Annotated in this window: 13 protein-coding genes; 5 read left to right on the top strand and 8 right to left on the bottom strand. The window is 35.5% G+C overall.

Annotated elements, in window-relative coordinates:
• Positions 1-9: 9 nt before the first annotated feature.
• From ACSVH9_RS04765 to ACSVH9_RS04750, 4 genes are all read right to left on the bottom strand, one after another.
• Positions 10-615 carry a hypothetical protein gene (locus ACSVH9_RS04765; protein ID WP_064716075.1) on the bottom strand — a complete coding sequence of 202 codons (606 nt, stop codon included), beginning with the start codon at positions 613-615 and terminating at the stop codon, positions 10-12.
• Positions 605-1,108: an RNA polymerase sigma factor gene (locus ACSVH9_RS04760; RefSeq protein WP_024979839.1), complete on the bottom strand. Its 504-nt coding sequence runs from the start codon at positions 1,106-1,108 to the stop codon at positions 605-607. The genes ACSVH9_RS04765 and ACSVH9_RS04760 overlap by 11 nt, the downstream gene beginning before the upstream one ends.
• Before the next feature lie 7 nt (positions 1,109-1,115).
• Complete coding sequence (locus ACSVH9_RS04755; RefSeq protein ID WP_438062708.1) at positions 1,116-1,976, bottom strand: TraB/GumN family protein; 861 nt, start codon at positions 1,974-1,976, stop codon at positions 1,116-1,118.
• Between the two features lie 994 nt (positions 1,977-2,970).
• Complete coding sequence (locus tag ACSVH9_RS04750) at positions 2,971-4,125, bottom strand: aminotransferase class I/II-fold pyridoxal phosphate-dependent enzyme (protein WP_438062707.1); 1,155 nt, start codon at positions 4,123-4,125, stop codon at positions 2,971-2,973.
• A gap of 199 nt (positions 4,126-4,324) precedes the next feature.
• On the opposite strand from ACSVH9_RS04750, the gene ACSVH9_RS04745 reads away from it, so the two are divergent.
• The 5 genes from ACSVH9_RS04745 to ACSVH9_RS04725 all read left to right on the top strand — a co-directional run bounded on the left by ACSVH9_RS04745 (position 4,325) and on the right by ACSVH9_RS04725 (position 9,371).
• A complete protein-coding gene (locus ACSVH9_RS04745; protein ID WP_438062706.1) occupies positions 4,325-4,867 on the top strand; it encodes a hypothetical protein in 543 nt (180 codons plus the stop codon).
• Positions 4,868-5,116: 249 nt separating this feature from the next.
• Positions 5,117-6,319, top strand: coding sequence for a hypothetical protein (locus ACSVH9_RS04740; RefSeq protein WP_438062705.1), 1,203 nt, complete (start codon positions 5,117-5,119; stop codon positions 6,317-6,319).
• A 59-nt stretch (positions 6,320-6,378) separates the two neighbouring features.
• The gene (locus tag ACSVH9_RS04735; RefSeq protein ID WP_438062704.1) at positions 6,379-7,275 is read left to right on the top strand and encodes a hypothetical protein; all 897 of its coding nucleotides are present in this window, start codon (positions 6,379-6,381) and stop codon (positions 7,273-7,275) included.
• Entirely contained in the window at positions 7,265-8,821 is a 1,557-nt protein-coding gene (locus ACSVH9_RS04730) for a phosphatase PAP2 family protein (protein ID WP_438062703.1), read from the top strand. The genes ACSVH9_RS04735 and ACSVH9_RS04730 overlap by 11 nt, the downstream gene beginning before the upstream one ends.
• Before the next feature lie 106 nt (positions 8,822-8,927).
• Complete coding sequence (locus ACSVH9_RS04725; protein WP_438062702.1) at positions 8,928-9,371, top strand: DoxX family membrane protein; 444 nt, start codon at positions 8,928-8,930, stop codon at positions 9,369-9,371.
• 50 nt (positions 9,372-9,421) lie between these two features.
• Here the strand turns inward: ACSVH9_RS04725 and ACSVH9_RS04720 are convergent, their stop codons facing one another.
• The 4 genes from ACSVH9_RS04720 to ACSVH9_RS04705 form a co-directional block, all read right to left on the bottom strand.
• Positions 9,422-9,703: a F0F1 ATP synthase subunit epsilon gene (locus ACSVH9_RS04720; protein ID WP_024979835.1), complete on the bottom strand. Its 282-nt coding sequence runs from the start codon at positions 9,701-9,703 to the stop codon at positions 9,422-9,424.
• A 76-nt stretch (positions 9,704-9,779) separates the two neighbouring features.
• Entirely contained in the window at positions 9,780-11,291 is a 1,512-nt protein-coding gene (atpD, locus tag ACSVH9_RS04715) for a F0F1 ATP synthase subunit beta (protein ID WP_438062701.1), read from the bottom strand.
• Between the two features lie 256 nt (positions 11,292-11,547).
• Positions 11,548-13,098, bottom strand: a complete 1,551-nt coding sequence (locus tag ACSVH9_RS04710; RefSeq protein ID WP_438062700.1) for a G-D-S-L family lipolytic protein — start codon at positions 13,096-13,098, stop codon at positions 11,548-11,550.
• A gap of 26 nt (positions 13,099-13,124) precedes the next feature.
• The gene (locus ACSVH9_RS04705) at positions 13,125-15,941 is read right to left on the bottom strand and encodes a TonB-dependent receptor domain-containing protein (RefSeq protein ID WP_438062699.1); all 2,817 of its coding nucleotides are present in this window, start codon (positions 15,939-15,941) and stop codon (positions 13,125-13,127) included.
• Positions 15,942-16,134 lie beyond the last annotated feature (193 nt).

The following is a 16,134-nucleotide window of genomic DNA, read 5'->3' as shown; positions in this document are numbered from 1 at the left end:
GCTTTATATTTATTCTTCTTTTAACTCGTCTAAAACGGTTCGGATTTCTTTGGCGTATTTACCGTAAAAAAAGTGTACCCACCATTCTAAAGCTACCCCCATAAACAACATACTAAACAAAACCGAAACAAACAGTGCTATACTATTGGTACTATCGGTAAATAATGTCGCGCCATTAGGCAATGTAAAATATAAAACCCCTACCAAAAACAAAATCATAAAGGGCGTTAAGGCAAAACCAAAGGTCTTGTAGAGTTCCATATTCAAGCGAATATCAAAATAGGTTTCGTATAAATTGTCTTTGGTATTCAAAGCTGTTTTGTTTAATCGTTTATAAAAAATAAACAACTTAATTAGATAATAAGCACTAACCGCTACAAACAAACTGAACAACAAATAAAAGGGAGTGATGGCTTGCTCTGGAAATCCATTTAAATAAGGCGCAAATCCTATAAGAACAATTGATACAATTTGATAAATAAATTCATTTTTCAAATTTTTCTTAATCTTATCTAGCGGTGTATTGGCCTGTTGTACTTTCTCTAATTGAGTGGGAACAACCACATTTTTTGTGTTTTCGTTGTTCCAAGCTGATTGTATATCGTTAAAATCCATATCCTTGATTTTTTATAATTTCTTTTAATTTTTCTTTGGCTCTATTCAATTTGACTCTAGCATTTCCTTCTGAAATCCCTAGGTTTTCTCCAATTTCTTTATGTGAAAACCCCTCGAGTTGGTAAAAAATAATCGCTTTGTCTATCTTATCCAATTTTTGAACGGCTCTATAAAAGTGTTCCAATTGCCGCTCTTTGATATCGGCATCCCCTTCTTCGTCGGGAATATTAGTAGATGACAATTCGTATTTGTCTACTTTCTTTTTTTCTTTTTTCAGAAAAACAATAGCAGTATTGATGGCAACACGATACATCCAAGTAGAAAACTGACTTTCTCCTTTAAAACTATCGTTGGCTTTCCATAATTGGCAAATGATTTCTTGAAACAAATCTTCTTGGTCGTCTCGGTTGTCCATATACATTTTGGAAACCTTGTACAAGATGCCTTTATGCTGCTCGATTCGGGATAAAAATTCTTGCTCTTTTGTCTTCAAAGTCAAATTAGTTGGTTATGGGTTGTACCTTATATCCTGCTTTTTGCAATAATTGAATCACTCCTTTTTCTCCACCTAAATGCGCTGCTCCTACCGCAAAAAATACACTTTCATTTTTCATCATAGCTGGCATATCTTTAACCCAATTACTATTGCGATTATCCAACATTACAGGTTTGCTTTTCTCATCCATAAATTTAGGGTCATTAACCATTTCATAAATGGCCTTTAAATCTTCACTTTTATAGGTTTGAGTTAATAAATCGAAATATTTTTTATCATAATTGCTCAACTGCTCTACCATTACTGGCGGTGAAAAAGTAGCATCCATTGCCGCAAACTGTACAGCAACTTTCTCTAAACCTAAAACTTCCATCTTTCTTTTTTGAGCCATTTGAAAAAACTCCAATTCATACATTTTAGGATTGCAATGTAATGCTTTAAACATAACCATACTCATTAAAGTGCTTAAACTTGTATGCTCAAATTGATTCGCTCCTGCTCCAACCCTTTCTTTCAAAAGAACATCTAATTTTTTATAATCTGCAGGAGTCAGAAGAGTACTCAAAGCTACTTTACTAACACTCATTTCTTGCATCGCTTTTAGTTCTGACGGGTCGTCATAGTCAATTTCTAAGGCCAATTTTGATGATGCATCAAATGCTTTTTTTACTTTTTCTTTGATGACAAAATCACTTTCACACATCATGTGTAAGGTTCCGTATACATAAGAAGGACGTGTTAATCCGTTTCCTGAAATTTCCCATAATAAAGAATTTTCATTTGCTTTTTTGGTTTGTGCTTGTTTTGAAAAACTAAAGCTTGTTACCGCTACTAAACCTAAAATAAGTGTTTTAATTGTTTTCATGATTTTTGATTTTTTGATTGATTGATGATTGATTAATAATGATTTGATTGATGTGATTGATTGATTTGATTGATGATAGTTTTTAGCCTTCTATTTATTCTTTGTTGAGGAATTACTGGCTAACAAACAGCATGCAGTGATTAGTAATAAACCGTTTTCTGGTTTGTCAAATACGAACTCTTTTACTAGACTATACCCTAAGCTAATTCCAGCTAAAAAAAGTAATACGTAAAGGACTGGGTTTTGGGATTGTGTTCTTAAATTTTTCATGATTTTTGATTTTTTTTGATTAATGATTGATGATTAAAAACGATAGCTAAATATTTGATTACGACTCGTAAGTAAACAACAACTAAAAACGTTACAAACTTTTTTTATTTTTTTTAAAAAACCCAGAAAACACGAGCCTTATGAAGTGTATTTTTTTTTCAATCAAACACGAATTGCACTAATTGACACGAATAAGCATCTAACTTAACCGCAAGGTTCGCAAAGATTTACGCAAGGTTCACAAAGAAAAAACTCAAATGACCTTAAATGTCTTATATGGTTGAAAATATCCGCAAGGCTAGCAAAGAAAAAACTTAAATGACCTTTTATGACTTATATGGTTCGAAAAAACGCAAGGCTAGCAAAGAAAAACTTAAATGACCTTATTGACTTATATGGTTCGAAAAAAACGCAAGGCTAGCAAAGAAAAACTTAAATGACCTTTTATGACTTATATGGTTCGAAAAAAACACAAGGCTCGCAAAGAAAAACTTACATGACCTTATATGTCTTATATGGTTAAAAAATATCTGCAAGGGTTTATGATTTGTGGTTCATCCAAAATGACTTAGATAAAATTCAATTTAAAAAAAACAAGCACATAAATTCTTTGGCATCAATAAAGATGTGCCATTAAAACGGTCTCTTTTTCGTGAAAATTAGTGAAATTCGTGTTTACTTTTTAATCAATCGCAAAACCCACAAAATTCGGATAGCACTTTTTTTATAGAAGCAATGACAAACAATGCAAAACCTCCGAAATTTGAGTTTCGGTATTGTAACTGTGCAAACAAAAACGCAAGCGCTCTTGCCCCGCGGGAACGGTGGGTGAAAGTATGGGTTTTACATCAAACCCCTTTTCTTGTAATTGTTGTGCAATGCGTTTTACATTAGCATTTCCGGGAATAATAGCCGATTGAATCGCAGATTTGCTTCGAACGAAAAGCGGTTTCAAACTGAAGCGGTTTTTTTCTTGATTAAAAAAATTAATTCGCTCTTTCAATTCACCAATTGCTGCTGCTTTAGTATTCAACGCCTGATAAGCAATACCAATTGTTGCAACGGAATGGGGAGAAAGTCCAGTAGTGTATATAAAGCTTCGGGCAAAATTGACCAAATAACTACTCAATTCCTCAGAACCAAGAACAACAGCACCATGACAACCTAAGCCTTTTCCAAAAGTAACAATACGAGCAAAAAAATAATCTTGCAAACCTAGAAACTGTACTAAACCTTCTCCTTTTTCACCAAAAACTCCCAATGCATGCGCTTCGTCAACCACTAAATAGCAGTTGTATTTCTCAGAAACAGTCACCAACTCTTCTATATTGGGACAGTCTCCATCCATAGAAAAAACACTTTCTGTAACTACATAAATGGTAGTGGAATGCTGATTTTCAGGAGCCTGAAACTTCAAAATAAGTCGTTCCAAATCCTCAAAATCGTTATGCTTGAACTTATACGCTTTCGCATTAGAAAGCTGAATCCCATCTCTGATTGATGCATGACACAATTCATCAAACAAAATAAAATCCGCTTTTTGAGGTACAGCACTAAAAAAACCAACATTGGCATCATAGCCTGAATTAAAAAGCAGGGCAGATGGCGATTGATGAAAATTTGCAATAAAAGCCTCTGTCGTAGGATATAAAGTATGATTCCCAGAAAGCAATCGCGAACCTGTTGCTCCGTTTATCATACTATTATTAGTGACTAAATGATGATGTGTCGCTGTAAAAATAGCTTCGGATTTTGCAAAACCTAAATAATCATTTGATGCAAAATCGATTAATTGGTTGGCCAAGGGCAATTTTCTAAGCGCATTTTGCTCTTGTCTGGTGGCTAACTTTTGTTCAAGTGATTTTGGAAGCTTTTTCATAGTCAACAAAAATAAGGACTTTTTTAAATACACCATTGGCTACGAATAATTAATAAAAATAGGGTTTAAGCAAAAAAATGATTACATATTATCAATATTTTAATAATAAAATTTTACTATCTATTTTTTTAATGTTAAAAAAAACTTAAAAAATACCAAACTATACGCAATCAATCATTTTGTTTTTTACTTTCGGAGAATGATGAAACGTTTGGCATCGGTATTTTTAATTGCCTCCTTATTTTACAATGTAATAGGGTACTATCTTTTATTTCATCAAAAAGAAGAACATCAATGGGTCTCTAGTATGCAAGAAAAAGCAACTTCTGAATACCAAGTTCTTGAAGTAAACGCTTCTATTTATTCCTTTGTACAAGACACAGACTTTGAATACGTAAACCAAAACATAGAAATCAACAATACGTATTATCACGTTTTTAAAAAACGTATAAAAAACAATATCCTGTACTTGTATTATTTACCAAACACGCATCAAGACAAAATAAGTTCTGAACTTACAAACCTTGTAAATCAGCAATTATTTGATGATTCCCCTTCAAAAGAATCGCCTGCAAAAAAACTATTAAAAACGGTTGTAACTGATTATTTGGTTACAAAACCTTTATCAATTAGCACACCTTCTACACATCAGATAGCCAAAGTTTCTTTTCAAAAAACACAAATCACGAAACCAGTTTGTGGCTATTTCAATTTACCCTATTCCCCTCCTGACTTAGTTTAATTAGTTTTTTTATTAGATTCAAAACAAACTAAAGCTCACAATAGTGGCCATATTCTCTCTGGCTACTACTTATCCAATGCAGAGTTTTGACATCAATAAAAAAGAGTTCTTCAGCTCAACACATTTAAATTAAACTAATCCAATCTCTTTTTTCAAAAAAGTAGAGCACAGAAAAACAAGGCTATTATGAAAATTGTTCTTTCAAGAATGATTACATAAAAGTTATGTTTTGCTGTAAAACAAATCATTATGCCTATACTATTACGCAAATTATATATCTATATACCCATAATCAGTTTATTGCTGATTTCTAAAGTCGCTGCACAAGGCTGTGTAGCAGTAAGACAAATGGGAGGACAAAATCTCAATGCTACCAATTCATATAACCTTGAAGAAGGAGAATTTCAAGTAGGCACGAACTACAGGTATTTTCATTCTTGGCGCCATTTTATTGGAAAAGAAGAACAACTAGAAAGACAAACTACCGGTGGCGGACACGATGCAAACGGCAAAGAACTTGGAAACGCTGTAAACATTTATTCGCACGCCATAGATTTGAATTTTTCGTATGGACTAACCAATAGAATCCAATTAAACGCAACAATTCCATACGTACACAACGAACGATCACAAGTTTTGAGACAAACCGCTCCAACAAAAGACACCCTAAGATATAGTGTTTTTGCCGATGGTTTAGCCGATGTACGTTTAAGCGCCAATTTTTGGGCATTCGACCCTACCAAAGTAACCAAAGGAAATATTATGATTGGATTAGGGATAAAACTTAACAACGGCAGTCACGACCGCAGAGATGACGCCCCACAAGCCAACGGCACTACTCAAAACGTAGTGATGGACCAAGCCATTCAACCTGGTGATGGCGGCGTAGGTTATACCATTGAAGTACAAGCATTCCGAAAACTATCGGGAAGACTTTATGGCTTTTTGAACGGCTATTACTTATTCAATCCTCAAGAATCAAATGGCACGTTCAAATCTGCTCCAAAAGCAGGACTAGAAGGCTACGAAATTTACGCCTCACCCGATCAATATTTTGGTCGTTTAGGAGTACTAGCTGCCGTTGATAAAAAAGAAAATCTATCCATTTCATTAGCAGGAAGATTTGAAGGAATACCTGCCTATGATGCCTTTGGAGGTCAAGTAGCTTACAGAAGACCCGGTTATGTTATTGCAATAGAATATGGTATTTCCTATCGCCTAGGAAAACATGGCTTTAGTCTATTTATACCTTATAACATAGTCAAAAACCGCATTCAAAGCGCCGCTGACATCGCTAGTCAAAACTTACAAAATTCGGTAATCACGGACCCAAGTAAATATGTTCACGTGCAAGGAGATGCAGCATTTGCAGATTACTCCATTAACATTGGCTACTCTTACCGTTTTAATTTGAACAAAAAGTTTAGTGCTACAACCACTCCCCACTCGTAAAAACAGTACTAACCCTTTTGATTATTTAAATGAAAAAAATCATTTTAAGTTGTCTATTAATGACATTCTTGCACACAAAAGCTCAAACCGAAATCGACGGTATTATGATGAGCAAAAACAACTTTTGCACAGGAGCAATATACCAATACAGCAGTTGGGACAACTACTGGGAAGGCACTTTCAAAAGAACCAATTTAAATCTTGGAACGGTAAGCACAAAATCACTAGCTGTTATGGGGAATTACGGCATTTCAGATAAATTGAATCTATTGTTCAGCTTGCCCTATGTAAAAACCAATGCTTCTGAAGGCACTATGAAAGGTCAAAAAGGAATACAAGACCTTTCCTTAACTTTGAAATATATGCCCATCGAAAAAACAATTGGAAAAAACACCTACTCTCTTTATTTCATTGGAAGTTATTCCACTCCACTATCGGATTATGCCATCGATTATTTACCCTTGAGCTTGGGTCTTGGAAGCAATACAGGAACCTTACGAATTATGGGAGATTTCCAAAGAGGCAATTTTTTTAGTACACTTTCAGGAGCTTATGTAAAAAGAGCAAACGTTACAATTGAAAGAAATTCCTATTTAACGAATGACGAAATCATCTATTCAAATAAAGTGAATATGCCTGATGCTATTTCGGTTAATTTTAGAATGGGCTATCGCTCTAATCGATTAATTGCTGAATTCATAATTGATAATTGGGTTACTCAAAAAGGAGGTTTTGACATTACCAAAAACAACATGCCTTTCCCGAGTAACACTATGAATGCCATACGATATGGTATAAATACAAAATACACCTTAAAAAGCATCCCTGAACTAGCCATAATTGGCGGGTACAACTATGTAGCAGAAGGTAAAAATGTTGGACAATCCAAAACCGTTTACGGAGGCTTATTTTATATTATCAATTTTGAAAAAAAATCTACCGAAAATGAAAACTAAACTATTCCAATCACTTTTAAATAGCCTTATTATCTGTCTATCTTTATTGATTTTTTCTTGTAGTGATGAGGTTACAGAACGTAATGATAATTTTCAGGCTTTAAACCCAACCAATATCGATGCTAACGGCGGAACTTGGAAACCAATTTTACTAACAGCGCCAGATGAATTCTCTATCGATGTTCCCGTAGCAACAAATACAGCTGCATACACACGAGAAATCAACGAAATCAAAAGCTACCAAGCAGCTATAACCGAAGAACAAAAAAAAATCATAGCCTATTGGCGAGTGGGCGGTGTTTTACGTTGGAATGAAATTATGCGCACCTTGGTTGCTAGACACAACCGTCCGCCCTATCAAAACGAAGACGGAACGTATCCTGCGCCTTCTGCTGCAAATCCATTTGGGTACCCGCAATTTCCTTTTTCAAATCCACCTTATGCAGCAAGAGCCTATGCGTATGTAAGTGCCGCACAATATGACGCATTAATTTCAGCTTGGCATTACAAAAAATTATACAATAGAGCCGCTCCATGCACTGTAGATGCAACCTTACAAGTATTAGTACCTAAAAGCACTTTACCCGCCTACCCTTCTGAAGACGGTGTGCTCTCTGGCGTTACTGTAGAATTACTAAAATTACTTTTCCCGACAGAAATCGCATACATTCAAGAAAAAGCAGATGAAGAAAAATTATACCGAATCATTAGTGGTGCCAATGTCCGCAGCGATGTGGAAGCTGGAATTGCTCTTGGAAGAAAAATTGCTGCTAAATTTATTGCTAGAGCCGCAAGCGATGGTGCCGGTGCAGCGATAGGAACACCAGCAATATGGGCTCAACTAGAATCCAATACTATCGCAAAAGGAGAAACACCTTGGATTTCACTTGATGCACCAAAACGTCCACCAATGCTACCATTATTTGGAAATGTAAAATCGTTCTTAATGACGTCAGCTGATGTAGTAGCGAGCCGTCCTGTACCTCCTCCATCAACGAAATCTGAAGCTTTTGCAAAAGAACTGGCTGAGATAAAAAAATTCAGCACCAACTCGACCAAAGAACAACAACGAATTGTGACTTATTGGGCAGATGGGGTTGGCACCTATACCCCTCCTGGGCATTGGAATGCAATAGCATCCGAACATTTTGTACAACAGAATTACAGTGAAATTCGCTGGGCAAGAAATATGGCATTACTTAACCTTGCTATGATGGATGCCGCTATAAGTTGCTGGGATGCCAAGTACTTCTACTTCAACCCAAGACCTTCCCAAATGGACACCTCGATAAAAACTACAACAGGCATACCTAATTTCCCCGCTTATGTTTCTGGTCACTCCACCTTTAGTGCAGCGGCAGCAAAGGTATTATCGCATCTATTACCTGAATCTAAAGACAAATTCAATGCTTTCGCCAAAGAGGCATCTAATTCAAGACTATATGGAGCCATTCACTATAGAAGCGATTGTGAAAAAGGATTACTACTAGGTGAAACTGTTGGTGCATTCGCAGTTTCAAGAGCTAAAACAGATGGCGCTGAATAAAAAACAAAAGTAAAAGTTGGTAATATAACAATTGGTTATTGCTTTTATTATCAATCAAACCTAACAGGATTGAGCCCCTGTTAGGTTTTTAATTCAATCAAATACTATGGAAACACAACTCAACACCTTGTATGGCCAATTCAGTAGAAAAATAGACGCTTATAGCTCAATACTGCTAAGAGTATCACTTGCTATTGTTTATATATGGTTTGGCGCTTTAAAAGCCTTCGAAACAAGCCCTGCAGAAAAATTAGTTCAAGAAACCGTATATTGGTTGGAGCCCTCCATTTTTGTGCCTTTACTAGGAGTAGCAGAACTAATGATTGGTATTGGACTTTTAATAAAAAAATGGACGCCAATAGTGATACTACTTTTGTTGCTGCACATGTTCGTAACCTTTTTTCCAATAGTTATCGTTCCAAAATTGTGCTTTGATACCACGCTTTTTTGTCCAACATTAATTGGACAATATATTGTCAAGAATTTAGTCTTAATAGCCGCTGCTTTGACGATAATTGGAAAACATCACCAACAGCAATCAAGCATATAAAACAAGAAAGCCCAACAATTGTTGGGCTTTCTTTTCTATTCTATATTCTCTTAGTCTGCTAAAAGAATTAATTTATTGTCTTTCATTTCAATTGTTCCAGACTCGATATCAAGTGTGTATAATTGATTAGAAACTTTTTTAAATTTAGTTTCTCCTTCGCTTATAAAATCAAAACTATTAGCTGCAATTTTTACAGTTCCTTGTTTTAGTAACGAGACAATTGGCGCGTGATTATTCAAGATTTGAAAACTTCCGTCTACACCTGGAAGGGTGATAGAAGTAATTTCCCCATTAAATAATTTTGCTTCTGCTGATACAATTTCTAAAATCATTTTTTTAGTGATTAGTAATTAGTAATTAGTGATTAGCACCATTTGCATACTGCCACCTTCTAATTGCTAACTGATTTTATGCTTCGGCTAACATTTTCTCTCCTGCTTCAATCGCTTGCTCGATAGTACCTTTAAGGTTGAAAGCAGATTCTGGCAAGTGATCCAATTCACCATCAATAATCATATTAAATCCTTTGATAGTATCTTTAATATCAACCAAAACTCCAGGAATACCTGTAAATTGCTCCGCTACGTGGAAAGGTTGAGATAAGAAACGTTGTACACGACGTGCTCTTGCAACTGCTAATTTATCATCTTCTGATAACTCTTCCATACCAAGAATCGCGATGATATCTTGCAATTGTTTGTATTTTTGAAGAATTTCTTTAACTCTTTGTGCACAGTTATAGTGATCATCACCTAAGATATGAGGAGTCAAAATTCTTGAAGTAGAATCCAATGGATCTACCGCAGGATAAATACCTAACTCAGCAATTTTACGAGACAATACTGTGGTAGCATCTAAGTGAGCAAATGTAGTTGCTGGAGCAGGGTCAGTTAAGTCATCCGCAGGAACGTAAACCGCTTGTACAGATGTAATAGATCCTTTGTTTGTAGAAGTAATACGCTCTTGCATCGCACCCATCTCAGTTGCCAATGTTGGTTGGTAACCTACCGCAGATGGCATACGTCCTAAAAGTGCTGATACCTCAGAACCTGCTTGCGTAAAACGGAAGATGTTATCCACGAAGAACAATACATCTTTTCCTTGATCAGAACCAGCTCCATCACGGAAATACTCAGCGATAGATAATCCAGAAAGTGCCACACGTGCACGAGCTCCTGGAGGCTCATTCATTTGTCCAAAAACGAAAGTAGCTTTAGACTCTCTCATTCCTGGCATATCAACTTTAGATAAATCCCATCCTCCATTCTCCATAGAGTGCATGAAATCTTCACCATATTTAATAATTCCAGACTCTAACATCTCACGAAGCAAGTCATTTCCTTCACGAGTTCTTTCTCCTACTCCTGCGAATACAGAAAGACCACCGTGACCTTTTGCAATATTGTTAATCAACTCCTGAATCAATACTGTTTTACCAACACCAGCACCACCAAACAATCCAATTTTACCACCTTTTGCATAAGGCTCAATCAAATCGATTACTTTAATACCTGTGAATAAAACTTCAGAAGAAGTAGATAAATCTTCGAATTTCGGAGCTGGTCTGTGGATTGGCAATCCGTTTTCACCTGTTTTAGGCAATTCACCTAAACCATCAATTGCATCTCCAACCACATTAAACAAACGTCCGTAAACATCTGGACCAATTGGCATTTGAATTGGACTTCCTGTACCAACTACTTCATAACCTCTGCTCAAACCATCTGTAGAGTCCATCGAAATGGTACGAACGGTATTTTCACCAATGTGAGATTGCACTTCTAGTACCAATAAAGTACCATCTTTTCTAGTGACTTCTAATGAGTCATAAATTTTTGGAAGTTCAACATCCTTACCGTTGAAAACTACGTCCACTACTGGGCCAATGATTTGGGCAACTTTTCCTATTACTTTAGACATTACTTATGTATTTATTAAATAGCTATTTAGGTTTGTGAAATTCATCTTCAGAAATCAGGTCTTTCAGATGCTTTTTTCCGTGTGCAAAGATATATTTTTTAAAATACATAATCAACACCTTTTTTTTAAAAAAAATGATATTTTTTGTCAAACTCACAAAAGCACCCCTAAAGTTTCATCAAATTCATTTTTCATCCAAACAAAAAACCACCTGAATTAAACAGGTGGTTCATTTGGTTATTGTCTATTTGGTTATTTATAGTGATGCAGGATATAAGATACGATACAAACCTACATTTACACTTTTAAAATTCGCGCCATATTTAGCATTGACAGCCTCTGTAAACAGATTAGCAATGATTGCATACCCTCTTGGACTTGGATGTACCCCATCTAATGAGAACATTCCACCAGTTACAAAAGTCGATGTTGTAGTATATCCGTTATACACAATTCCAGTTGAAGCCAATTGATCTGTTACTCCTTTCAGCTCAACAAATGCTAACCCTTTTGAATCTGCTACAGACTTAATTGTTGCATTGTAAGCATCTGTTGCCGTTTTTACTTCAAGTATTTCATCTTTCGTCAAAACATCTTTATCCTGTAATGGATAAGTAATTCCAAATTTATTTAAAGGAGCAGGAATCCCTGTAGGCGCAGTGCCTATAACAGATTGCGTAGTTAAAACCACTAAATCGTCTTTTGTTGCTTGTCTGGCTTGACCAAAAATTTGACCATAAAAAGCAGCTGTAGCAGCACCTAAGGTTGGTGTAAATGCCGCTGTCAATTGAGCAGATAAATTAGTTAAAGACTCATCTCTAATCAATAATGGATTTGCCGCTGTTGTAGACATAAGATTAATTCTATCTCCAGCACCAAAAGCTGTTAAAGCCTGTTTTAATGGACCGTACAACTGAGTATTTAAAGCATTTACTGTAGCTTGCCCAACAGCAACATTGCCTCCACCTAAAACAGAATTAGAAAGTGGATTAAAAGGCACAGTAGTAAAATAAGGCAAAGCAGTTACATAAGGCAAATTCGCCACAACTCCTTTTGCTCCTTTTGCTGTCAAAGCATTAACTATTGAAGAATAAGCACTTGCAAAAACATTAGGATCTGTAATATCATTACTCGCATAAGTTGCAGGATTTAAATTACCTGTTTGATTCTTCCCTGAACCTCCAGAAGTAGCATATCCTAAGATGTCATTTCCTCCAATCCACAAAGAAAAGAAAGTTGGATCTTGAGCAACAGCATCAGCAACAACAGTAGTTGAAGCGCTTGTTGCGAATCTAGCAAAATAAGGATTAGCTAAGCCTGCAGCAACTCCAGCAACATTACCATAACCAGGCGCTACCAAATGGTAACTTTTTGCACCTGGAACTCCTAAATTATTAAATGGCCCCGTCAATTTAGTTGTAACTTCAGTGGAAGGTTTTCCGGAAACAGAAACTGGAGCAGAACCATTAAAATACAATCTAGGCCCAGCAATTACATTCCCACCCAATAATAATCCTCCAACATTATCTGCCATCAAAGGGGTTTTGAACTCACCTCCTCCTGCTAAAGCAAATTGTTTTGCAATTATATTCGCATAAGAACCTTCCTGTCCTAATGAAAAAAGAGCATTATCACTATAGCCTGCAGCATATGAATCTCCTAAAGCTACATACTTAGTCACAACAGCAGAACCTGCTGTTAATGGCTTTCCGTCTGATGAATTAGCATCAATTTTAACTTCATCTTCGTTATCACAAGCTACAAAAGCCAAAGAAGCCAATAGTAACCACTTGAAATTTTTTATCATTTTTATATTTTTTAAATAATGAATAATTACGGATTAATTGTCCAAGAAGCGAAGTATTGTTGACCGATTAACCCAGCCCCTAATACTTGACCGTACTCTTTTCCTCCAATGTTTGAAGCTCCAACTTTTAAAGTAGAACGCAAAGAAGGTATATTGTAATTCAATTGCGCATCAATTACAGTAGCGGAAGCGATTACACCATCAGCAAATGTTGATTGCCATAAATATTCACTATTCCATCTTCCACTAACATTAAAACCGAAATTTTTGAATAATTTTTCATTTCCAATAGAAGCTTTCACACGGTGTTTAGGAGTATTAAACCCAGCTTCAAAACTTGGATCTTTTGCTTGATCAAAATCAAATTGAGCATAATTATAATTTACACCTACCTCAAAATCTTGATATACTTTTCTAGATAAACCAACACCAAAACCAAGAGATCTGATTTTCAAGTCAGTATTTGTATACAATTGGAATGCTCTGATATTACCGTTCTGCAACGCATGTAGAGACTGAGTACCCAGATCAGTTGGACCTCCCGCTGCATTAGGAGAATCTTGCGCGGTTCCATATAAAGGCGCAACCACATTCAAGTTTCCTATGAAATTATTATATTCATTATAATATCCATTAATATCTATTGAAGTATTGTTAATGTAAGAACGATATCCTACTTCAAAAGCTCTTACCTCTTCTGGTTTTACGAAATCAACATTAGTTTTTCTCAACAATGCAGTATTCCCAGTTGCACTAAAAGCCGCAATAGAAGAAGCCGTATATGAATTATTATAAGCATTCAAACCATTAATTGTAACTGAAGTCCCACCAGCAAAAGCTTGACCGACAGCAGTTGCTATAGGAAGGGTTTCTGAATAACGAGTTAAATTATCAGGAGCAGACCCCAACAAAATAGCACTACCCACATTAAATCCTATGTACTGATCTTGGGTAGATGGATTTCTGAAACCCGTTTGAAAAGATCCTCTAAAATTGTGATTTTTATTTTGTCCTCCTGAATACACTAATGAAACTCTAGGGGAATAATTCCCTTTGAAGTTTTGAGATTTATCATAACGGATAGAGCCCGTAAACTTTAAACGGTCATCTATAAACTTTTTAGTCACTTGGGTATATGCACCGTATTCATCGTAACGAATTGGACCATCAGCATCTGTGTAAATACGTCCACCAGAATTCAATTGATACTGTCTAAACGAACCTCCAACTTGAATCTCTGCAATTGAAATTAAATCTTTAAAGTTATAATTAGCATCAGAGTGGTAAATTCTCGAATTATCTACCAATTTTGATCCTGTTAAAACGTTTGGATCAGCTATTACTTCATTGAAAGCTTTATTAAAAGCTGCTGTACCTGGAATCAAACGACCAGTATCAGCAGTATTTCTTGCTGCCGCATGGGCTTGTTCAGGAGTTAACCCACCTAAAGTACCGGAAATATAAGCCCCAGCATATTGACCAAACCACGTTCTGTCATCTTTCCATTTACGATTGACATTAATTCCTGCAAACAACATATCGTATGACTGACCACCATCTTCAGTTGTTGTATACCCTCTTACAAAGAAATTTTTTCCTTTGAACTCAATTTTATGTTGTTGCATAAAAAAGTTATTCAAATAGTAACGGTTAGCCCCTTGGTAAACGGTATTTCCAAAACCAAACTTACTTTGCCAGATCACTTCTAATTTTTCATCTCCAAAAGGTCTGTAGTGTAATGAGAAATCGATTTTAGTATTGGATACTTTATTATCCGTCAAATCAACTTCATTGTAACCTGTTCTACTAACATTAGTATTAGGCAACAAATTCACTGCCGAAGCAGGAATTAATCCTTGTGAAGCCAACGCTTGCCCTACTCCTTTAATATTAGTTGCAACTTCATCACCATAAACATTTATACCATCATAATTGATGGTATTACGATCAATACCTTCTCTAGTTTTATCATCATAATTAACCGCGTGCCATTCTGTTCCACGCATGTAAGTAAAATTTACTTTACCTGCTAATTTTGGACTAAAAACTGCAGCCATTCTAACTCCATAATCAACATAATCATTAGTTCCAGCAGCTTTTTGAGTTGTCTGTCCAAATTTAGCATAACCTGTTATTCCAGGGCTTGAAAATGGACTTTTACTATTCATAAACAATATACCATTAAATGCATTTGCTCCATACAATGCAGAAGAAGCTCCCGGTAACAACTCTACACTTTGCACATCAATTTCAGAAACTCCAATTAAGTTACCCAAGACAAAGTTCAACAAAGGAGAAGAGTTATCCATACCATCAACTAATTGCATAAAACGAGTGTTAGCAACGGAAGCAAAACCTCTAGTATTAATTGACTTAAATGACATACTTGAAGTATTCATTTGAACCTCTTTTAAATTCTCCAAACCATCATAGAAAGAAGGCGAAGCTGTTTTTTTGATTTCCGCAATACCCATTCTTTCAATAGTAACAGGCGACTCCAAAACACGCTCAGGTGTTCTTGATGCAGAAACTACAATTTCATCCAATTTAGTTTCTTCATCCAATAACTTTACTACAATTTTCTGATTGTAAGAAGTTACATTTAAAACTTGTGTAGTAAATCCCAAGCTAGAAATTTCAATCTTTACAGGCAAAGACAAAACAGACTTTAAAATAAACTTACCGTCAAAATCTGTAGCAGTACTTGCATCTTGCCCGATGACTTTAACATTGACACCAGGAATTGGCTGGCCATTACGGTCGGAAACAGACCCTGAAATTGAATTTTGAGCGAAAGTTAAGCCACAAAAAAACAATGACAAAAAAAGTAAATAAATTCTCATTAGGTTCGAGTTAATTGGTTTAGGTCGTAAATGTAAAAATATTTTTGATATTAATAAAAATAGGCACAAAAAACTGTTGAAATAGCATTAAAAAGGGGTGAAAAAAGTCATTTTAGAGATGAGTACTTTTTAATAAAAACAAGTATTTAGATTAATTGATTAAATAAAAAATTATGCATGCATAATAAATTAT

Source organism: Flavobacterium sp. RSSB_23 (assembly GCF_051547145.1).
Classification (GTDB): Bacteria; Bacteroidota; Bacteroidia; order Flavobacteriales; family Flavobacteriaceae; genus Flavobacterium.
This window is presented reverse-complemented; position numbering and strand designations above follow the sequence as displayed.